At 67.8% G+C, this 21,231-nt stretch carries 9 protein-coding genes, 1 pseudogene and 2 CRISPR repeat arrays; of the genes and pseudogenes, 1 reads left to right on the plus strand and 9 read right to left on the minus strand.

Annotated features, from left to right (window positions below; all coding sequences use genetic code 11):
- The first annotated feature begins 1,235 nt into the window (after positions 1-1,235).
- A CRISPR array of direct repeats spans positions 1,236-3,602; the repeat unit is 36 nt; unit sequence GCCTCAATGAAGGGCAGCTCCTGGAGGAGCTGCGGC.
- A 187-nt stretch (positions 3,603-3,789) separates the two neighbouring features.
- The 9 genes from cas2 to AB0M79_RS09510 form a co-directional block, all read right to left on the minus strand.
- Complete coding sequence (cas2, locus tag AB0M79_RS09470; RefSeq protein ID WP_364210134.1) at positions 3,790-4,092, minus strand: CRISPR-associated endonuclease Cas2; 303 nt, start codon at positions 4,090-4,092, stop codon at positions 3,790-3,792.
- Positions 4,089-5,705 (minus strand): CRISPR-associated endonuclease Cas1, encoded by a 1,617-nt coding sequence (cas1, locus tag AB0M79_RS09475; protein ID WP_364210137.1) that lies wholly within the window; start codon positions 5,703-5,705, stop codon positions 4,089-4,091. The genes cas2 and cas1 overlap by 4 nt, the downstream gene beginning before the upstream one ends.
- Positions 5,705-6,742, minus strand: coding sequence for a hypothetical protein (locus AB0M79_RS09480; RefSeq protein ID WP_364210140.1), 1,038 nt, complete (start codon positions 6,740-6,742; stop codon positions 5,705-5,707). Before AB0M79_RS09480 ends, cas1 begins: the two co-directional genes overlap by 1 nt.
- The gene (gene cas3u / locus AB0M79_RS09485) at positions 6,739-9,483 is read right to left on the minus strand and encodes a type I-U CRISPR-associated helicase/endonuclease Cas3 (protein WP_364210143.1); all 2,745 of its coding nucleotides are present in this window, start codon (positions 9,481-9,483) and stop codon (positions 6,739-6,741) included. Before cas3u ends, AB0M79_RS09480 begins: the two co-directional genes overlap by 4 nt.
- Positions 9,480-10,988 (minus strand): type I-U CRISPR-associated protein Csb2, encoded by a 1,509-nt coding sequence (csb2, locus tag AB0M79_RS09490; RefSeq protein WP_364210146.1) that lies wholly within the window; start codon positions 10,986-10,988, stop codon positions 9,480-9,482. The genes cas3u and csb2 overlap by 4 nt, the downstream gene beginning before the upstream one ends.
- On the minus strand, positions 10,985-12,220 hold the full coding sequence (cas7u, locus tag AB0M79_RS09495) for a type I-U CRISPR-associated RAMP protein Csb1/Cas7u (RefSeq protein ID WP_364210149.1): 1,236 nt from the start codon (positions 12,218-12,220) through the stop codon (positions 10,985-10,987). The genes csb2 and cas7u overlap by 4 nt, the downstream gene beginning before the upstream one ends.
- A 63-nt stretch (positions 12,221-12,283) precedes the next feature.
- Entirely contained in the window at positions 12,284-15,463 is a 3,180-nt protein-coding gene (locus AB0M79_RS09500) for an ATP-binding protein (RefSeq protein ID WP_364210152.1), read from the minus strand.
- The gene (locus tag AB0M79_RS09505) at positions 15,460-16,197 is read right to left on the minus strand and encodes a hypothetical protein (protein WP_364210155.1); all 738 of its coding nucleotides are present in this window, start codon (positions 16,195-16,197) and stop codon (positions 15,460-15,462) included. Before AB0M79_RS09505 ends, AB0M79_RS09500 begins: the two co-directional genes overlap by 4 nt.
- Position 16,198: 1 nt before the next feature.
- Positions 16,199-17,245, minus strand: a complete 1,047-nt coding sequence (locus AB0M79_RS09510) for a DUF559 domain-containing protein (protein ID WP_364210158.1) — start codon at positions 17,243-17,245, stop codon at positions 16,199-16,201.
- 394 nt (positions 17,246-17,639) lie between these two features.
- On the opposite strand from AB0M79_RS09510, the pseudogene AB0M79_RS09515 reads away from it, so the two are divergent.
- A pseudogene (locus AB0M79_RS09515) lies at positions 17,640-18,596 on the plus strand (IS701 family transposase); the annotation flags it as partial.
- 4 nt (positions 18,597-18,600) lie between these two features.
- A CRISPR array of direct repeats spans positions 18,601-21,177; the repeat unit is 36 nt; unit sequence GCCGCAGCTCCTCCGGGAGCTGCCCTTCATTGAGGC.
- Positions 21,178-21,231 lie beyond the last annotated feature (54 nt).

Raw genomic sequence — 21,231 nt, forward strand, 5'->3', positions numbered from 1 at the left:
TCCCACATCGCAGGGCGGGCATGGCCGTTCAGATGATCATCGAGGTTCCTAAACCTTCTGATCTGACCGAAGTGAGCAATTGTCAATCTGGCCGGAGCGGGTGTACCACTCATATCGACAGAAGAGGGCGTATCGGTTTGCGAAGACCGTAGGGGATGTAACGGCCGGGTGGCCTGGATCGGCGGCGCCGCGTCGGTCGTCGGCGACGTTCTGGTCGTGGCCGCGACCAGTCGGTGTACCTGCTCGCGGGATGGGACGAGCTGGGCGTGTGTGGATGCCGCCGATATCGCGCCCGCGCCAGAGCGTCGGCTGCCCGCCCACCAAAGCCGCTCCAACTCGCGCCACCCTGTGGGCCGCGGAGGAGTTGGTCAGTGAGCGGCCAGACGCCGGTTTGGGATAACTCCGCATCCGGAGGGCCTCACCTCGACGAGCCCGGCCAGCGTGAACGAGTGTCGATGGCCTTCGGTGCGTGCCCGATATTTGCTCCGGCAACGGTGACCGAAGGTGACCAATGTTGACTGCCCGTGCCGGTCGCTGAAGGTCGCCCGTCCGGGCCGGGTACGTGTGGTCGTCGTGTGATCCGCTGGTGGCGGTGCCGGCGTCGATCGTGTGTGCGGCTCCCTGCGGTACGCTGACAGCCGCTGCTAGCTAGTCTGGATCATCGCGCCCCCGTAGCTCAGGGGATAGAGCAACGGTTTCCTAATGCCGATATCCGACATTGCGGCAGCCTAATAAGCCGCACATGCCGCCTATTCCTGTACCAGTACGCTCCGTGCCCGCTCCGTTGTAATGCGGCCGCGTCATCGAGGTCGCCGAGGCGCCCGTGGGCGTAAACCACGTGCGGCACGCAGTGGATGTCGAACACCTCGCGCAACATGTCCTTGGCCAGGGAGCCTGGGCTTGTGGGAGCGTACCCTCACCCCACCAATGTGCCGGGAGTACACGTCGATTATCCCGTTGACGTTGTAGTAGGCACCCTTGAGGGGCCTGGCGAGTTTGGTGACGTTCCACGAGTGCACCGGCCCTGGGCTGGTAGCGACCCGTTCGGGTGAGTCCGGGGCCGTTGGCGGGCCTGCCGCCGCCGTCTGCGGTCCCGGCCGGTAGCCGAGCGGGCGTCACCGGTCACCCGTACTGGGGCATGCTGCGCGGTTTCCGGGTCGATCAACACTGGCAGACGCCCATTGCCGCCACCCGCGTCGAAGGCGTCCGGCATGTCCGGTCTGCGTTGTCAGAAGGCCTCAATGGAGTGCAGCTCCCGAAGGAGCCGCAGCTGTGATCGAGCACCCCGACATCCTGCCCGCGCGCCTCAGTGAAGGGCAGCTCCTGGAGGAGCTGCGGCTCACCAGCCCAGTGCAGTTGCGGCGATGCGGGTCCGTGCCTCAATGAAGGGCAGCCCCCGGAGGAGCTGCGACTCGACGATGCTGACACCGGCAGCGATGTCGGCGGCGCCTCAATGAAGGGCAGCTCTCGGAGGAGCTGCGACGGACCTGGCTCCCCGGCTCGGTCAGCAGGAGAGGAGGCCTCAATGAAGGGCGACTCCCGGAGGAGCTGCGACCTGGACCTGCGGAAACGCAGCCGGTACCCCCGGTACCGGCCTCAATGAAGGGCAGCTCCTGGAGGAGCTGCGGCGACGAGCTGGCCGGGGTGATGGAGCGCGGCCGGGGTCGGGAGCCTCAATGAAGGCAGCTCCTGGAGGAGCTGCGGCCTCCCGGGCCCGAATCCGCCAGGCGTACCCACTGTGCCTCAATGAAGGGCAGCTCCTGGAGGAGCTGCGGCTGGCGGCGCACGACCCGTGGTTCGACGTCGTGCCAGCCTCAATGAAGGGCAGCTCCTGGAGGAGCTGCGGCCGGCCACGCGGCCTGCGTGCCGGCGAAGTCGTCGACGCCTCAATGAAGGGCAGCTCCTGGAGGAGCTGCGGCTGCTGCTCCAACAGCGCCGGCCAGTCCGCACCGGGCCCGCCTCAATGAAGGGCAGCTCCTGGAGGAGCTGCAGCCGAGCGCCGGCGGTACCTCGCGGTCGCACGGGCGGCACGGGCCTCAATGAAGGGCAGCTCCTGGAGGAGCTGCGGCGAACGGCAAGTCGACCCTGGTCGGCGGTATCGCCGTGCCTCAATGAAGGGCAGCTCCTGGAGGAGCTGCGGCCTTCGACGGTAGCGACGATGGTATCGAGGGTGTTGTGCCTCAATGAAGGGCAGCTCCTGGAGGAGCTGCGGCCTGCTTCGCCAGTTCGAACTTGGCCCGGAGGAAGACATGCCTCAATGAAGGGCAGCTCCTGGAGGAGCTGCGGCGTCACCGGTCGGCGGCTCGGACCGCTCCCACGCGTCGCCTCAATGAAGGGCAGCTCCTGGAGGAGCTGCGGCCGAAGCCCGCACCCCCGAGCAGGCCGAGGCAGCAGCCCGGCCTCAATGAAGGGCAGCTCCTGGAGGAGCTGCGGCCTGTCGTCTCGCACAGCGCTACGGGAGTCGGTCCACTACGCCTCAATGAAGGGCAGCTCCTGGAGGAGCTGCGGCCAGGGGATGCAGAGCGGATGGGGCGTGAGCTGATGCATGCCTCAATGAAGGGCAGCTCCTGGAGGAGCTGCGGCCTCCTCCTGGTCCTCCTCCTCCCACTCCTCGGCGGGGCCTCAATGAAGGGCAGCTCCTGGAGGAGCTGCGGCTCGGCAGTCTCGCGCACCAGCGTGTCGGGACCAGGCCTCAATGAAGGGCAGCTCCTGGAGGAGCTGCGGCCCTCGTCGCCTCCGCCGACGCCCTCAACCCGAGGTCGCCTCAATGAAGGGCAGCTCCTGGAGGAGCTGCGGCGCCTGTGGGAGACGGCCACCGCGACGTTCTCACCGTGCCTCAATGAAGGGCAGCTCCTGGAGGAGCTGCGGCCCCGGCCGCCGCCCTTACCGACGTCCTTCGTCGGCATGGGCCTCAATGAAGGGCAGCTCCTGGAGGAGCTGCGGCCCCGCGCTACCGCCGCCGTGAGCGCCCCTCACAGCGCCTCAATGAAGGGCAGCTCCTGGAGGAGCTGCGGCTGGAAGCGACGACGATGACCCGGCCCGGCGGGCCGGGCCTCAATGAAGGGCAGCTCCTGGAGGAGCTGCGGCTCCCGGCCGCTGAGCGGCCTCACGATCCGGCCAGACTCTGCCTCAATGAAGGGCAGCTCCTGGAGGAGCTGCGGCCTCGTTGGGCTGGCCCTCGCGGCGGGAGGTGGCCCAGCCTCAATGAAGGGCAGCTCCTGGAGGAGCTGCGGCCTCCTGGTCGATACGGTCGAGCGTGGCGCGGGCGGCCTCGCCTCAATGAAGGGCAGCTCCTGGAGGAGCTGCGGCGTGGCCGGGCAGCTCGCCGAGCCCTTCACTGCCGGTGCAGCCTCAATGAAGGGCAGCTCCTGGAGGAGCTGCGGCTTGGCGAGGAGGTCCCGCGCGACGAACTGGTAGCCTCAATGAAGGGCAGCTCCTGGAGGAGCTGCGGCTGGCATGTCTGAGCTGTCGAAAGCAATGACAGCCCGTGCGCGCCTCAATGAAGGGCAGCTCCTGGAGGAGCTGCGGCCGTCGGGATCGGACGGCAGCCCCGCCGGCGTGGTCGCGCCTCAATGAAGGGCAGCTCCTGGAGGAGCTGCGGCAGGGGCTGAATTCTAGAGGTCCTGAGCAGCGCTGATCGCCACATCCGGCGAAGGGTGTGGCTAGCACGTCATCCGGCCGCACGCGCGCACCGACGGACCGGCGTCCTGACATGGGTCCTGGGCTGACCTTTTGCCTACGCGAAGGGTTCGCGCTTACGCGCGTCATGACGGAGCCTTCGCGGGCTGATCACAACAGTGCGGGACCGTGACTGGTGATCGGACGACCGCGGCCGATCACATCGAGTAAACGGTGCTCGTTGCCCCGTAGATGTCCGAGGTCGCAGATCAGTACCGAGTCCGTACTTTGGTCGATTGTCCCGACCAGCCATGTACGCAGCCGCAGGAGCTTGGCCGGGCCAGCATCCACGACGAATACACTGTACTGGACCCGGTCGCCGTACGATTCGAGCTTTTTGGCGACCTTTGTTCGGCGTACGTCGTCGGAGACGTCGTACGCGATCAGGTGACGTCGGACGTCATCGCGACTCATCGGATCTTGATGCCCTGATAGCGGGGCTGGGTTCCGTCGATGACCCCGAGGATGAGGCGTGCTTGGATCTCCATCGCGCGCCGCCACGTCACGTCATATCCGAAGACGGGATGACGGAATGTGCCGGTGACGCGCCGTTCATAGCCGGCTATCAACGCCCTGCGTCCGCGCTCGCCGATTCGGGTGGTGCCGAGCACGGTCGAGAAGTCTCTGGTGTGTAGCTCGCCGTTGTTGAAGGCGTTGACGACGACGGAGTCGGCGACGGGGCTACGGAACTCTTCGATGAGATCTAGTGCAAGCGCCGGTTTGTTGCGGCCGCTGCTGTGCAGGAACCCGGCATGTGGGTCGAGGCCGCATGCGACGACGGCGCGGACGGCATCCGCGGTCAGCAGGCCGTAGCAGAGGTTCAGCGCCGCGTTGATCGGATCCCGGGCCGGCCGTCTGGTGCGTACGGAGAAAGTAAGCCCTTCCTCTGCGACGACCTTTGGCCGGAGCATGGTGAGGAAGCGTGCGAAGTATCGGGCCGCGGCGTCGCCCTCGATGCCGAACAGGTCGGTCAGTGACGAGGCGGCGAGCGCATCGCGTTGAAGTTCGCGAAGCCGGACAACCTCGGCGGACGCATCGCCGTGCCGCCGTAGCAGGGTGGCCTGGTTCGAGATCTTCGCGGACACGAACTGCCGAGCCAGGTCGATCCGCCCGTGGTACGAGGCGACGTGTTGAAGCGGGCGCGCGGCCCCGTTGGGCCCCTGGGCTGCACGTGCCCAACCGGTAACGCGACCCGAGGTGGTGCACCATACGACGGGCAGGCTGCGCCATAGAAGCTCTCGGATGAGGCCGCTGGAAAGGTCGATGTTGCCGTGCACGACGACGCCCTGTACGCGTTCGATCGGGAACGTGCCGATCTTCTCTCCGCTCTTGCTGACCTCGATCCGTCCACGTGAGACATAGACGCGTGAGCCGGGAGTGAGCAGGTGGAGGACCTGCGTATCGGGGTCGGCCACCACGATACGGCGGGTGACCGGTGCGAGCGGTCGTTCGTCGGGCAGGCAGATGCTGATGTGTGAGCATCGTGAGCACCGCCGGTCGTCTTCGAGTGGCGGTGGTGCCTCGTTCGCGGCGAGGGTTTCAGCGGTGGCGGCGACTGCGGCCCGGGCAGCCGCCATGTCCTCGAGCGAGATCGGAACGTCGACGCGGGTGCGGTGGTTGACGAAATAGATTGCCTGGCCGGCTACGGGATAGCCCATGTCGGTCAGCGCACCGGCAAGCAGGGCAACCTGGACCCGCATCGGTTCGGTGACGTCGGGGCGGCGTCTCACTGGGGTCGCCTTGTGTTCGACGACGGTCATTGCCGCGTTGTCGTCGAGTTCGACGGTGTCGCAGCGTCCGATCACCCCGAGGTCGTGGCTGACCACGTCGACAGCTCGGTGGCGGTGAGATCGCGATCCGATCGGGTCGTCGGCGGGTGTGTGGGCCTGGATGCCGACCTCCATCTGGTGGGTGTCGGTGGCCTCACCGGCGGCCTCGAGCCAGGCTCGACGAGGACAGAACACGTGATGGGCCACCAGGCTGACGGGTATCAGGTCGCGCTGCCCTTCGTCGGCGCTCGCGGGCATCAGCGGCGACCTGTCTTGAGGATCACGCCGCGCATTGCCCGGCGTTCGGGTGCGCTGTCGCTGCCGAATCGTCCGATCGGGAAGCGTACGACCGCGTCGACGCCTCGGCTCGCCAGCCAGGCGGTGGCCTGGGCCCGCGGGTTTTCGCCGTCGGACATGTCAGCGTTCGAGGACAGGTCGGCGCTGGCAAACCGGGCGAGTTGGCCGCTGCCGACGACGGATCGTAGTTTGGCCGTTCGCCACTTCCCTTCCCATACGGGCACGTAGAAGTGGCCGGAGGAACCGGGCCCGAGGTGACCGGTGGTGATCGCGAACCCGTGCGTCCGTAGGGCGATCGGAAACTGCGAGATGCCCCACAGGGCGCACCAGGCGAGAGCATTGTCGACCGGGCCGGGCGATGCGAAGCCGGTCGACGTACGGCTGGTGGCTGCGTCCTTGCCGATTTCGTCGCGGATGCTGCGCCCGAGCAGCCCGTCGCTGACTGCGGCGTTCGTGCGCGCGGTGAGCGCGGTGGCCAGCTTGCGGATGCGGCTGCCGACGAACTCGGATCCCTGGTTGCGGGGCTGCATCTCCAGCCGGCTCGCCCCGTCGTCCTGGAGGCGCTGTCCCTGTTTGTTGAATCGCCAATAGCTGGGTTCCCCCAGGGCCGCGATCAGGCGCAGGTCGAGGTACGCGCGTGCCTCGGTCAGCCGGTCGAGTGCGTCGTGTCGGCGCTGCTGCAGCGACTGCCAACCGTCCCGGCTGGCGATGACGCTCAGTCGAGGGCTCATCAGCCCTTTCGTTTCGGTGTCGCTGACCGACTGCGCGGGCCAGGCATCGGGGGCTGCGAGCCGGGTTGCGTGCGCGCGTACGATCTCGCCCACGGTTTCGGGTGTGGCGTCGGGTGCGCTGAGTACCGGACGGGTGGCCATGCCACCGGTCCACGAGACTCGGACGTCGTCGAGCCCGCCGTCCTCGGCGATCGCGGCGAGCCCGTACAGGGCCATGTGCGACAGCATCGAGGTCGGTTCGGCTGCCGCCAGTACGAAGTCGGTCATGATCCCTCCGCGGAGACCTGGCCGTCGGCGGCGCGGAGCAGCGCCTCCAGGTAGGCGCAGCCCCAGATACCCCAATGGGTATGCGTACGTTCGATCAGCGCATCCCAGCCGCCTTCGTCGAAGAGGTCGATGGCGGTTTCGTCGGGCTCGCCGACGAGTTGCCCGCTGACGTGTGGGAAGCTGTGCCGGCCCCGGCCGTGGCTGGTGCCGATCAGCCGGGCCACCAGGTCACGGCGGATCATTTCTGTGGTGGACAGTTCGGGCCAGGCGCGGACGACTGAGAGCTGTTCGTGTCGCCAGCCGGTCGGCAGGCCAGATGACGTGCTCAGCCGCCGTATCCGCTGCGGGTCCTGCACGCCGCTCTTTGCCATCGGCTCCGTGGTGTTCGGGTCGACGCCGAGCGATCGCTGGAAGCGGTCGTCGTCTTTTCCGGCGTCGTGGTGCTTTCCGGCCGTGCGGAGGTCTTCGACGAGCCGTTCGCCGAGACCGAGGCGCGCGGCGACGTCTGCGGCCCGGTCGGCTACCGCGTTGGAGTGCTTGGTGAGGGTTACCCGCTGTCGGTGGGTGGTCCAGGTCTGGCGTAGCTCGGCATCGGCGGTCACCTTTCGTAGATCGACGACGATCATGCGTATGAGGGACCGCTGCCCGTTGTTGGTGGGGTCGTCCGGGTTCGGCGCCCAGTGGAACACCACCTCAGCCGCGGCTCGCTGTCCGGCCGGTCTGTCGAGTAGCTCAGCCGCCGCCGTTGCCATCGGTTGTGGGGTCAGCTCCGCCTGGTATTCGCGCAGCAGTCCGGCGATGGCGGGACCGGGCAAGTCGTCCTCGCCGCTGCCGGCCGTGGCTGCCACCGCATCGAGGAATCGGCGGTGTCGCTCGCCCTCGATCCGCAGGACGACCTCGCCCGGTCCCGGTGCGGGAATGGCATCGAGGACGTCAGCCAGCGTCTCCCCTCCGGTCGGGGTGAAGACCCCGGCGGTGAACAGCGCGGTGGCGTCGTCGACGACGAGCAAGTCGCCTGGTCGGAGCCGCTCCTCTTGATCAACGACGCGCGGCGATTCGTTGGCTCGGACAAGTACGGCTCCGGGCTCGGGCTTCAGCCGGTCCCAGATCGTCGGCGACTGCCTGATCGGGATCGGAAGCGTCTCGTGCCTGCGTGGCGGGAGAGCCCGGATTAGCTCTACGGCATCGCCGGGATCGGTGGGCAGCGCGTGCCGTACGACGAGACCGATCTCGAGGTCTTCCTTGATGTCGTCGGACAGCCAGAGGGTCAGGTCGTCCTGTTCGGCGGCCAGATCGTCGTTGGTTCGCGCGAGGTGCCACGCCTGCAGGAGTTCGAGCCGTTGGAACAGATCGCGGGCGGGTGCCGGCACCGGCGGACGGTGGTCGCGCAGCGCCCACGGAGCGAACCCGTTCGGGTCGCGCTGCCGTTCGACGAGCCAGGCATGCGCCGTCACCAGATCTTCGCGCTGGTAGGCCTGGAGGCGATCCTCACGGGGCAGGTCGCCTGATGGTACGGCCACCGAGATCTCCGCAGCCCGTTTCCCAAGGCGGTTGACGCGACCGGCCCGCTGCGCGAGCGCCCCGCCCGGCGCCAGCTCGGTTACAGCGGCGCTCAGGTCCAGGTCGACACCGACCTCGAGGCTCTGGGTGGCGACGAGCACATCGACCTCGGGGTTGCCCTCGATGGCGAGCAGTCCGGGCCGCTCGTGCCGAAGGCGGCTGAGGTCGTGTGGCCGCATCCGGCCGCAGACCATCTCGGTCACCACCCCGCGGGTGCGCAGCTCGGCGGTGACGGCCACGGCGACATCGACCGTGTTGACAAAGCAGCCGACCGTGGGCCCGTACGTCTGCCGCAGGCGCACGGCCTCATCGGCCAGCACCCGCAATCCGGCGGCCCGGGCCGCACCGGTTCTTGGCAGTGGCCATTCGGTGAGCGGCAGCAGCGTCACCGGCTTTGGGGTGATCAGCCGCTGCCGCAGTGGCTCGTCGCTGTCGAGGTCGCCCGGTTCGACCCCGACGGCCACCCCGGTGTCGCCGGTGGGGGTGGCGGTGGTCTCGACCACCTGCAGGATCGGCACCGCGAGTGGTTCGACGGCCACGGCCGCCAGCTCGGCGACGCGCCGTGCGGTCGTCAGAAGCTGCCGGGACAGGTGGGCCTCATCGATGACCGCCACCGTGTCGTAGGCGAGCAGCCCGGCCTCGCGCGGGCGCGCCTCCGGCCGCGAACCGTAGCCGGACAACAGCAGCCGGGAACCCCACATGTCAGGCGTAGCACAGATCACCATGCAAGCGGTCGGATCGTCGCGCCAGGCGCGGGACGGAGGTGCACCACCACGCAGCCTCGGAGTCCACACCGGAGGACCGTCGGTCCCCGGCCAGCGAAGCCCGTCCAGTGCCGCAGCGACACGGCCCATGACGCCAGCCTCGCCGCGCGCGTCCTGGAGGGCGCGGGCGACCTTCTTGGCATGTTCGTGCTGGTCGTCGACGAGGGCTCGGCGATCGACGACGAGGGTCAGGCGACGCGGTACCCGGACGGGGTGCCCCGAGGCCATCACCGCCACCGCGAAGACATGCACGTCGATGACACTGGTCTTACCGGCACCGGTGGGAGCGACGAGCTGATCGGGCCAACGTCCGGTATCGAGGACCTCGTCGAGCAGCCGAACCTGCCACCGGAACGGCGCATGCCCGTCATGGAGCGCGGCGAAGAACGCCTCGAACTCGGCTCGGTCGAGGCTCATCGGGCCAACCGCCGCGCGATGTCGACGGGCAAGTCCACCGGCATCAGCAGGCCGCCACCGAGGTGCCGGCTCTGCCCGATGGCCGCGAGCGTCCGCGGCCCGGTCAGGGCACCGAGGCTGAGCATGGCCCGGTACGGCTGGATCACCGCACTCTTGTTGTAGTTGTGCACGTACCGGCCCACGTCGCCGTCCATCACCCGTACCGCGGAATGGACCCGGACGCCGCGTTCCGACGCCGCCGCGGCCAGCCCGCGATAATGGGCGTCACCCCGGCCGGGCGCGCCGATCTCGTCACGCCACACGAACGCGACCGACAGCGCCGCGGCGTCGGCGAGCGACCAGCGGCCACCACGCGGCGGACGGCAGTCGGGTACCGCGACCGGGTCGGTCCGCCACCACCGCTCGGTACCGGCGGCCGGCTCCGGCCAGAACTGGTCAGCCGAGAAGACCCGCGGGGCGCCGACGACCCGCAGCTTGCCGGCCGAGGTCCGGATCTCCCGTAGGCGCGCCACTGCCGCCTCGACCATGGCAAGGTCGACGTCGCTCATCTCCCGTGGCAGGAGCACGGCAAGCCTGGACTCGGGCAGGAAGTGGATCGCGCACCGGTTGCTCGGCTGCCGCACCCCGGATTCGTAGACTCCGGTCAGGATCGCCGGTGCCCCGTCTCCGATCCGCGAGATGAGCGCGCGGTGCACCGCGACGGCGCTGCGGACCCGCTGCTCGGGCGGAACCGGCCGATCGATCGTCAAGACATGAACGGATGCCCACGGAGTGGGTGCCGGCGGCGGGTCGCGCGGGACGTACCGTCCGATGCCCGTTCCGGCAGTGACCACGGGCGGCCGCAGCGTCTTTTCACTCACCGCATGAGCGTCACTCGCAGACCTGGGCGCCACCCCTGCGGCGCGATACGCGGCCTCCAGAGCGTCGACCCGCCCCGTGGCTGCGACGGCGAGATCGAGACCACGTCCGGTGAACAGGTCCGCGTCCCGATCGAGCAGATGCGTTGGTTCAGTCTCCCAGTCGGCCTCGACCGAAAGCCGCACCGGCGACTCGCTCGTTCCGAGGTACGGCACCTCGGCACAGAGTTCGACCAGGGCCGCGACGACCGAATCCGGCGGGCTCTGCTCCCAGGTCCACGCGAACCGCCCGTTCACCGCGACCCCGCCGACCGCGGGCTTGCCGATCAGCTTCTCGCCGAGCGACTTCGCGCCCTCTTTGACGATCAACCCTTCCCTCCGGTACGCCACCGCAGCACTGTCGTTAGACAATGTGTCCGGGACGGTGATGCCGTCGGGCGGGTTTTCCTCCAGCCAGCGCAGCGCATCGCGGTCGGCGTCGCAGGGCTGCAATCCGTCACCGTCGGCGACGGCACGCACCCCCTGGGCGGCCGCACAGAGGAGGCCGGCATGCAGGCGAGCCGGCGACGGCATCTGATCGACCTCGCCGGCACCGACATGCCCCCTGTAGACGCCGAGCAGAGCCTCCGCGACGATCGCGAAACTCACGACTCCTCCGACTCGGCGTCCACCGCGCCGGAAACGATGTCGGGATTGCCGGTGACCCGCAGCGCCACACCCGACCACTTGACGTCGGCAGCCTTCTCAGCGTGCGCCAACGCCTCACCCAGCAACAGGTCGGCCGTGTCGATATCGAGCGGCTCAACCTCCAGGAACGTGCCGCGTCGCTGGTCGATCTTGACCGACGGCGCCGACGCCTCGACCAGGTCGCAGTTGGCCCGCAGATAGAGCTCGGCATCGGCACGGGCCAGCGCGTTGAGCGCCAGGGCGGCCAGCAGCGCCCGGCACGCAGCATCGCCCTCCGGACCAGCACCGAACCGCATCTGTCGCAGCGTGGCAAAGGACAACACATGCGTACGGATGATCGCGTCACAGGCCACGCCGGCGAGCTGCTCCAGCATCGGCGGGATGCCGCCCAGACCCAACGTGGACGCCGACTGCGGCGCTCCCGACTTGGCGCCGGCCGCCTTGACGATCTTGTCAACCGTGGCGGTACTCATCTCGCCTCGCTGACCGTTGGCCAGCCTCTTCATCGCGTCGCCGCCCAAATTGATCTGCATGCCGACCGGGTCGACCCGCGCACCGCCGCGCTTGCCAGGCTCGGGCAGGCGCAGATTGCCCGCATCGTCGCGGCCCGCCGCGACGAACCCGATGATCTCTCCGACAAGCGCGCTGCGCCAGCGTCCCTGCCGCGACTTTCGGCTTGAGTCCCAAGCACCGAAAACCAGCGAGATCGGGCTCAACTCAAGCAGCGCCCGCGCATTGGTCACGCTCGCGTCGCGTGCCGCACGGTAAGCGTCGACCTGGGTGGTTGGCCGGCCGTCGACGGTGCCGGCGCGAATGTGGCCGTCGAAGACGCGGTGGGGCAGCGTGAGATCGTAGTAGCGCTCGACGTTGCCGTCACGCTCATAGGTGACGAGCACATGCGGCAGCCGCGACAGCAGCGGATGCCGGTCGTCGATGGCTTGGGCGAGCGCCTGCTCGGCCCGGTTGAGCTGAGACTGCTTCGAGTCGATGACGACCGCGTACCGGCTTTCGTCACCGTAGAAGCGCTGCTCATATGCGTACGCGCCGCCCTTCTTGTTGCGCTCGGCGAACTTGGCCGGCGCCACCGACGCGTGCCGGCCACCCGCCGGCTCCAGCGGGGTGGTCGAAGTCAGACAGCTAGGACCGCCCGGCGAACCAGCAGCGAGCAACGTAGCGAAATCCAGCGAGCGCAAGTCAATTCCTCTCATCGGGACGGCGAGGTATCCACAGTGAAAACTGTAGGCGGGGGCGCGACTTCACTGCGACGATGGGTGGTCGTCGCCGGCGCGGGTAATGACGGCCTCGGTAGACAGGGGGCTGGCCGGGTGATGAGTAAGGCAAAGCGGGGTGCGGGCTTTGCGGAACGGCGCACCCTCGACCGCGACATAAAACTCTCCGCTGCTCAGACTGGAGACGTCCGGCACATCACCGCCCTTGAAGCGGGCCATCTCCCGGGCTGTCTCGATCTGCACGGGTGCGTTGAGCCGGCCGAAAAGCTGCGTGGCTGCGTTTCCGGGTATGTGGTTGTGTAGCCCTTTGGGTGCCTGGGTGGCAAAGACAAGGCCGAGACCGTACTTGCGGGCCTGTGAGACGAGCATCAGCGTACTGCGCGTGCTCGCCGTGACCGGGCCCGATGGTGCCAGCGTCTGTGCCTCGTCCATCACCAGAAGGCCGCGTAGCGGCTGATCGACCGCCGGGTTGCGCTTGATCCAAGAGAAGAGCGCCATCTGGAGCTGGTTGACGAAACTCTGCCGCTTTTCCTCGCCGGGCAGACCGACGAAGCTGATGACCGAGACTCGAGCACGCTTCCCCGGCGCCGGTGTCAACAGCGTGCCCGGATCGGCCGACTCTCCGGAACCGCCAAAAAGAGGATCGTTGATCCGAGCTGCTTCGAGGTTCTCCGCCAGCTCTGCTGCGATCGCGGCGGCGCCGGCGAGGCCGCTGACTCCCTCGGGTAGCTCGCGCAGCAACTTGATGAGCCCGAGCAGCGTCGCCTCGCCGCTCTGCCGACCATAGTGGCGTAGGGCCTGTCGCAGGACTGCCTGACCGCGCCGTGCCTTCGCCGTGTTGGCGGCCACCTGCGCACGTGGTGCCAGGGCGTCGACCGCGACGTCGACCGCCTGGGAGAAATCGTCCGGATTACCGCGCACGGTGTGAAAGTCGGGCAGCGGCTGGAACGCCAGTGGCCGGCCTGCCTCCCGCCCCGGCGTCCACACCACTACGTCGGTCGCTTCCAGATAGTCGACGGCGGCCTCCGCATCGCCGTCGAGCCATCCGGCCGGTTCATCAGGCCAGGCGTCGCCGAGTCGCGCCAGGTCGTTATTGGGGTCGAGGACAATCGCCGACACGCCCAGCAAGGCGCATTCTTCGACCAGTCGCCGGATCAGCACCGTCTTGCCCGACCCCGTGCCGGCGAAGATGGCGACATGCTTTCGCAACGCGGACAACTCGACATAGATGGAATCATTCTGGGCAGAATCAAGCCCCAATCGGACGTACGCGCCGACGGGCGCCTGCGCAACCAGCGGCGGATCAGCCGGTGCCGAATCGGAATGCGTCAGGACAGTGGGCTGCTCTACGACCGCTGTTGTCTCTTCCCCGTCGCCTTCGGCGAACGCGGCCGTGAGCAACGCCGTCCGCGCGGCCGGGCGCCGGTCGGCGAGCCACGCCTGGAGGCCCTCTGGTTCTTCGGCCAACAGAGTACGTAGCGCGACCAGACTTCGAAGGTCGTCGTCACCGAAGGGCAGCGTCCGGCCGCCGGCCGCGATGAACTCTTCCACGGCCCTGCGGCGTTTGGGGCTGACCGACCACTCATCGTTACGAAGGACGAAAAGCCGCCGTTGAGCGACACCATGGGCCAGGCCGGCCGCCACGCACGCGTTGCGCAGTCGTGCCAATTCAGCGTTGTAGTGCTGCGCCGCGATCGCGCGGAACGCCCAGTGCGCCTCATCTCCGGTCTGGTCGTCGAGCGAACGCCGGAGCCGCGCGTGCAAGACCGGCTTCCGCGTCGCGATCGTGTCTTGGCTGAAGTCGGTGTCGCCACCTTCCCTCATCCACGCGTCTAGCGCGGCAGTCAGGAGTGCCGGCACCTCCTGGTCCTCATTGGCCGGATCGAGCAGCCCTGTCACCTCCGCATTTGCCTTCAGCGCCGCGTACCGTCGATCGAGGTCCTCGAGGGCAGTGTGGTTCGTCGACGCCTGCGCGGGTGGCTCAGCGGGTGACTCATTAGGGGCCGTCGCCAGCGCGGTCATCTCAGTGACCTGGCCGTTGAGGATGCATGACCGAATGTGACGCTCTACATTGACCAGTAGCTGTCTGGGGGTGAAGTCGGGGGCGTCGACGAACGCCTCGGGCCGCACCGGCCAGGACGGGTATGGCGGCACGAATCCGATCTCTTCGTAGTGTCCGGCCAGCCGGCGTTCGATCAGGGCCAGCCCGATCTTGGCGTTCGGGATCGACTCCAGCGGAGCCGTTTCGCGAAACCGGTCCTGTGCGGTGTCGACCGCATTTGTTTTGATCAAAGCCCAAGATACCGGAAGCAGAGAAAGCACGGTCAGCGTGCGTCGGGTCATCTCGCGAAGCTCCATCAGCCCGCTAGCGACCTGGTCGAGCTGGATAGCGTCGCGCCAATCGTGCGACTCAGCCATGTTCGGGGGAAGCGACGCAAACGAACGGTTTGCCACCTGCGCGATAAGCCCATCGACTTGGTCCACCGCGACGACCGTCGGCCCGGTGAGCGCGAGCAGCCTCGACTCGTCGGCGACGACCTCTTGTGGCAGGCGACGCGGGATCCGGATCCCCCACTGCGCCCGTTCGCCGGCCTCGACCTCGTCTGCGGCGAGCAAATATGACATCGCTATGTCCTGCAGCCGGCTGTCGGATCCGGCGAGCAGCGCCAGCGCGCGAGCTGTATCTCGGCACTCGATCCCGACCTGACGATCGAGCCCGCGCAGCGCGGCTGTGAAGGCGTCCAAACGGTCAAGCGTCAACGGAGCCCGACCGACGATCGCCATGCGGGTCAGGACCGGTAGGTCGAGTCTGCCGGTGAGGCGTTGGAGAAACGCATGGAGTTGTGTGGTGCCGTCTGCGTCGGTTGGCTGGTTCAGACCTTCGACGATCGACGCCGATACGCTATGCCAAAACCTGCTGGCGTCGATCAGATTCACGAGAAAGAAGTAACCTCCTCTCAGTTGAACCAGTTCGCGTACATGGCTGAGAAGGTGGGTCTTTCCCGCACCGCGCTGGCCCTGAACAGCCACACCGATCGGGCTGGCGTCGGTGCTTCGCTCGGCCGCGAGGACGCCGTCAAGGACTGCCGCGACGACCCCAGGGTGCAGGCCATCGACGTGGAACCGCGCCGGGTGCCAGACGTCGTTCTTCGTCGGCGTGTAGTTGAACTGCAGATGGGCTAGCGCCTTCAGCATCGATTCGGTCACGACGTCTCCATCGAGATGGAATGCTTGGGCTGGTCACCGACTACCACGGACGCTACCCGGGTACGGGTGTCGAGAGTCTTCTGATTGGCCTCCGGTACCAGAGCGACTCCTGGTTGGCGGTTGAGCCGCCGAAGCGCGGCATCCACGTCGGCGGTTGGCAGGTCCCGGACCAGGTCGCGTAGGTCTGCGAGGCCCACCAGTTCACCGGAACTGCTGGCAAGCGTCCGGTAAGCCGTACGGATGCGTCCTTCTATGTCCTGCAGCCCGGCCATCGGCCTCTGCGGGCTGGACTGCCCCTGGACGACGTACGGCGGGTACTCGCGGACCGACGACGCGCTGGTTTCCAGGAGGTCCGCAGCCTGTGGCGCTTCGGTCGCGGTGGAAGTCGCGACGAAATCGGCGAGGCTGGACCGTTGCACCGCGATGAATCCGCCGATCCGCCGAAGTACTGCGTAGAGCGCTCCACCTGCGGCGCCGGCGCGGGGTGGCGCGGAGTCAGCCCTCAACTCGTCGGAGCAGTAGGCCCAGCCTCTGTCGCTCAGGGTCAGCACGAGCCGGCCTCCGGAGGTTCGCTCGACCTCGATGAACTTGATCTGTTCGAGCTTCTCGCGTGACTGTTTCTCTAGCCGGCAGCCGTGATCACGAGCCAATGTCGCGTTGCGCATCGACCCGGACTCGGCCATTAGAATGAACAGTGTGGCCGTCTCGACCATGGTCAGACGTTCGCCTGCCACGTCATTCTCCTTTCTTGGCCCGTCGGCGACCGGCGAGAAACTGCTGGAGAAGCACGAGCACGTTCTCGATGTCGTCGAACACCTGCGCGTTGGTGAACCGGAGTACGGCATACCCGTTGAGTTGGAGCATCACGTCACGGTGCCGATCCTCGGCGTACTTCCTGGGCGATCGGTGGTCGTCGCCGTCGATCTCAACGACGCACCGTTCTCTTTTCCATAGCAGGTCGACCCGTACGGGATTGACCAGCGGACCTGGCCTCACGGTCTGGTTCCACAGCCGGCCGGAGGCCCATGGCCGAGCGGCAAGGGCGTCCTCCAGTGCTACCTCGACCCGACTCGTCGGGTGCGGCTTGCCGAGAGGGCTACGCGCCCGAGAAGCGGATTGCCGTCGCGGCAGGTTGGGAGGGGTTTGCGCCCTGTTCTGCGCGGGTTCGAATTCTGCGGGCGTAGGCTGCGTGGTTGGGGGTTGTGGGGCCATGCGCTGCGTGGCGGTGACTTCCGTTACCCAGTCAACGTTCGGAAGGGCGGCACCGCAGATCCACGCCCCGACCCCGCCATGGTCGACGAGCCATTCTGCGGTTCGTACCAACGCGATCGCGCGGTGCGCGTCGATATTGTCAGGAATGCGGAACAGTAGCGCGCACCGAGACCGCCCAAAACTTGCCGCGAGCACTCGCCCCAATCCCCGGGCGCGCACCTCCGGCGTGTGGTGTCTTGTACCCGGGCCCTGCCCGCTGAGAGCGCCGACGGCCAGATCAGCGATGAATGGGCCGTACTGAGCGGTGGCAGCGGCATGGGCGATCGCAATTCTTCGCGTGGCCGCAAGTGCCGCGCCGGCCGATGTCGGAATGCCTTCTGCTCCAGGAAGCCAGGCAGGAAACAAACGTGCAGCGACCGCCTCCATGTCGTCAAGGGTGGAATAGGTTAGCTCACCCTGACTGACGACGTGCGGGGGCGTTCGCTGAACCACGACGGCGGGCGCGTCGGGCCGCGGATCCGCGAGGGCATGGTCGAGATTGTTCAGCCAGGTAGATCTGATCCAGACCACTCGATCAACTGGAAGCTTCGAAAGGGGGAACGCCACTCGTTTGCCTAACGTGGGGGGCAAGCAAATCCTGCCGGCCTCCGCTGCGGGACGGCAATCATCCAGTCGGTAGCACTGCTGCACCTTCCGGCCATGTTTCATAGCCGATCAAGCGGTATCGGTCGTCTTTGGTGGGTCGCTAAAGAGGGGCTCTTCAGGTTTGCGTCGCAGTTCGCTCCTAATGCTCCAGCCGCCTTCTGTCCGCGACGTCTGTCCTGGTCAGTGGTCGTTTGTGGTGCGGTCTCACCGGTCGAGGATCGCGCTGTTGTCCTATGTAGACTTCGGTGGCTGTGTCGATCAAAGAGGCGCCCGGCTGGTTGTCCCGGTTCGATGATCTGCTGGCGGTGATGGTGCCTGTTTCGGTCGGGTGGAGCCGAGGCGGCAGGCGCGGGCCTATCTGCTGGGGCTGTTGTCGCCGATCTCGGACAAGCGCGGCTGGACGTTGGCCGAGGCCGCCGGTGACCGGTCCCCGGACGCAATGCAGCGCCTGCTGAACCGGACGGTGTGGGATCCCGACGCGGTCGGTGACGACCTGCGCGACCACGTCCGCAAGCACCTCGACCAGCCCGGTGGGGTCCTAATCGTGAACGAGACCGGGTTCGTGAAGAAGGGGGTGAAGTCTGCCGGGGTGCAGCGCCAGTACTCCGGGACCGTGGGCCGAGTCGAGAACTGCCAGCTCGGGGTGTTCCTCGCATACGCCACCCCGCAGGGCAGGGTGCTGCTGGACCGGGAGTTGTACCTGCCGAAGTCATGGCGCGACGACCTGCCACGCCAGCACGAGGCCGGGATCGACGACTCGGTCGCCTTCGCCACCAAACCCGTGCTCGGGCTGAGGATGCTCGGCCGGGCCCTGGACGCCGGCCTGCCAGCACCGTGGGCCACCGCGGACGAGGCATACGGCAAGGACGGCAAGTTCCGCCTCGAACTCCAGCGAGGACACGTAGGATACGTGCTTGCCGTACCGGCGAACCAAAAAGTCCCGACCGAACGCGGTAGCGCCCGCGCCGACGCCTGGCCGCCGCACCCGATCTGCACGAGATCCCTGGGCACGTCGGCGCGGCACGATAGGCAATCACGCGGATGTGGCCGGTTGCGATCGTTCGATCAGCGGTCATGGGTCCGCGCTTTGTGGCCCGTCTGCGAAGGCTTCCTCGTGACGCTCGTGAGCGTGAACCCTTCGCGTAGGCAAAAGGCCAGCCCAGGGTCCACGTCAGGTTGCCGATCCGTCGGTGCGCATGTACATCCGGATGACGTACTGGCGGCACCCTTCGCAGGATGCGGATATCGGCCCTGCTCAGGAACCCTAGAATTCTGACCCAGCCGCAGCTCCTCCGGGAGCTGCCCTTCATTGAGGCTCGACGACGCAGCGCGCCTACGCGAGCAGCTCTGGGCCGCAGCTCCTCCGGGAGCTGCCCTTCATTGAGGCAGGGCGCCGTCGAGCAGGGCCGCGACAGCGTTGACCGCGCCGCAGCTCCTCCGGGAGCTGCCCTTCATTGAGGCATCGTCGCCGCGGCGGCGAGCGCGACAACGCCGGCGCCGCAGCTCCTCCGGGAGCTGCCCTTCATTGAGGCCCGGTCGGCGTGCGGAGCGGCCCGGCGGGGCCTCTGCCGCAGCTCCTCCGGGAGCTGCCCTTCATTGAGGCACGCTGCGGTCCGTCGACAACGCGACCACCACGAACGCCGCAGCTCCTCCGGGAGCTGCCCTTCATTGAGGCTTGCTGGACTGTGCGGCGATCAGGCGGGCGGTCACGGCGGCCGCAGCTCCTCCGGGAGCTGCCCTTCATTGAGGCGCGTCCGTGGTCACCGGCGGTACCACCGCGCCCACGCCGCAGCTCCTCCGGGAGCTGCCCTTCATTGAGGCGGGACTGGCGCAGCTCGCCGTGCATCCGGGTCAGGGGCCGCAGCTCCTCCGGGAGCTGCCCTTCATTGAGGCGGCGAGGCGGTCTGTGTCGCGTGTACCGACGGCCGCAGCTCCTCCGGGAGCTGCCCTTCATTGAGGCGCCCGTTGCTCGGCGTGCCGATGGTTCGAGATCTCCGCCGCAGCTCCTCCGGGAGCTGCCCTTCATTGAGGCTTGCGCAGCGAGGAAGGCTCGCGGCGCTATCCAAGAGTCAGCCGCAGCTCCTCCGGGAGCTGCCCTTCATTGAGGCAAGTCCGCGGTCCTCTCGGGCATCAGGCCCGACAGGGGCCGCAGCTCCTCCGGGAGCTGCCCTTCATTGAGGCTCAGCAGAGTTTGGCGAGACGCTGATGCTCGTCCTCTGCCGCAGCTCCTCCGGGAGCTGCCCTTCATTGAGGCCCATCCCCCGAACGGCGACCAGATCGCCGCACGCGAGGGCCGCAGCTCCTCCGGGAGCTGCCCTTCATTGAGGCGGGGACGATCGCGGCGACGCGTCGTCCTCTGTTGGTGATGCCGCAGCTCCTCCGGGAGCTGCCCTTCATTGAGGCGAGGGCCAGGAGCTGCTGCGGGCGAACCGGTACGCGCCGCAGCTCCTCCGGGAGCTGCCCTTCATTGAGGCACGAGACCGGCGTCGACGTCGACGAGCAGTGCGCCCCAGGCCGCAGCTCCTCCGGGAGCTGCCCTTCATTGAGGCACCGTCGACGACTTCGCGGTTGAGCGCCCGCAGCTTGCCGCAGCTCCTCCGGGAGCTGCCCTTCATTGAGGCCGGTACGCGGCCTGGCAGCGCGCCGCCAAGGCGGCCATGCCGCAGCTCCTCCGGGAGCTGCCCTTCATTGAGGCGACATCACCGGCCACAGCCGTGACGCCGAGAACAAGGGCCGCAGCTCCTCCGGGAGCTGCCCTTCATTGAGGCCGGGTGCAGGTGCACACCGACGCGGGCCGCCCTTCCGCCGCAGCTCCTCCGGGAGCTGCCCTTCATTGAGGCCGCGCAGGCCGTCATCGTCGTCCGGAACCCGTGGACGAGCCGCAGCTCCTCCGGGAGCTGCCCTTCATTGAGGCGCCGTCCCACGCCGCCACCTTTGCCGGTGCGATCGATGGGCCGCAGCTCCTCCGGGAGCTGCCCTTCATTGAGGCGTCCTGGGCGGGATTTGCCCATAGTCGAGGCAACGCGGCCGCAGCTCCTCCGGGAGCTGCCCTTCATTGAGGCCGACTGGCGGTCGGCGTGCGCCGCGCTGTCCAAGCGCCGCAGCTCCTCCGGGAGCTGCCCTTCATTGAGGCGTACAAACACGGCCCGGGGGTTGGCTACCAGGTCGACGCCGCAGCTCCTCCGGGAGCTGCCCTTCATTGAGGCGGCGTCGGGCGGGCCACGATCCAGGCCGCAGTGCGGGCTCGCCGCAGCTCCTCCGGGAGCTGCCCTTCATTGAGGCTGCGGCCGTTGGCACGTTGTCGAACCCGGTGGCCGGCCGCAGCTCCTCCGGGAGCTGCCCTTCATTGAGGCAACGACCTCCGGGGTGACGACCGGCTCGTGACGGCCGCAGCTCCTCCGGGAGCTGCCCTTCATTGAGGCGGCTCCGGCTCGTCGTCCTCGTCCAGGTCCTCTGCGGCCGCAGCTCCTCCGGGAGCTGCCCTTCATTGAGGCGACGAGTACGTCGACCCCACCCTCACCCTGACCGCCGCAGCTCCTCCGGGAGCTGCCCTTCATTGAGGCAGGTGCGAACGGTGCGACACTCCGGAGAAGGTCAGCCGCAGCTCCTCCGGGAGCTGCCCTTCATTGAGGCTCGGTGGCGAAGCTGACGCCGAGGGGGCAGGTGGGGTCGCCGCAGCTCCTCCGGGAGCTGCCCTTCATTGAGGCGGCAGTGTGCGCCGTCTCCGGCGAGACCCTGACCCGACCTGCCGCAGCTCCTCCGGGAGCTGCCCTTCATTGAGGCAGAGGTGAAGGTCGTGTACGGAACCAGCCTGCACTACCGCCGCAGCTCCTCCGGGAGCTGCCCTTCATTGAGGCGGCACGCCGGTCGACGGCATCGACCTCGGCCACATCACCGCCGCAGCTCCTCCG

It is taken from the genome of Polymorphospora sp. NPDC051019 (assembly GCF_040683055.1).
In the GTDB taxonomy this organism is placed as follows: domain Bacteria; phylum Actinomycetota; class Actinomycetes; order Mycobacteriales; family Micromonosporaceae; genus Polymorphospora; species Polymorphospora lycopeni.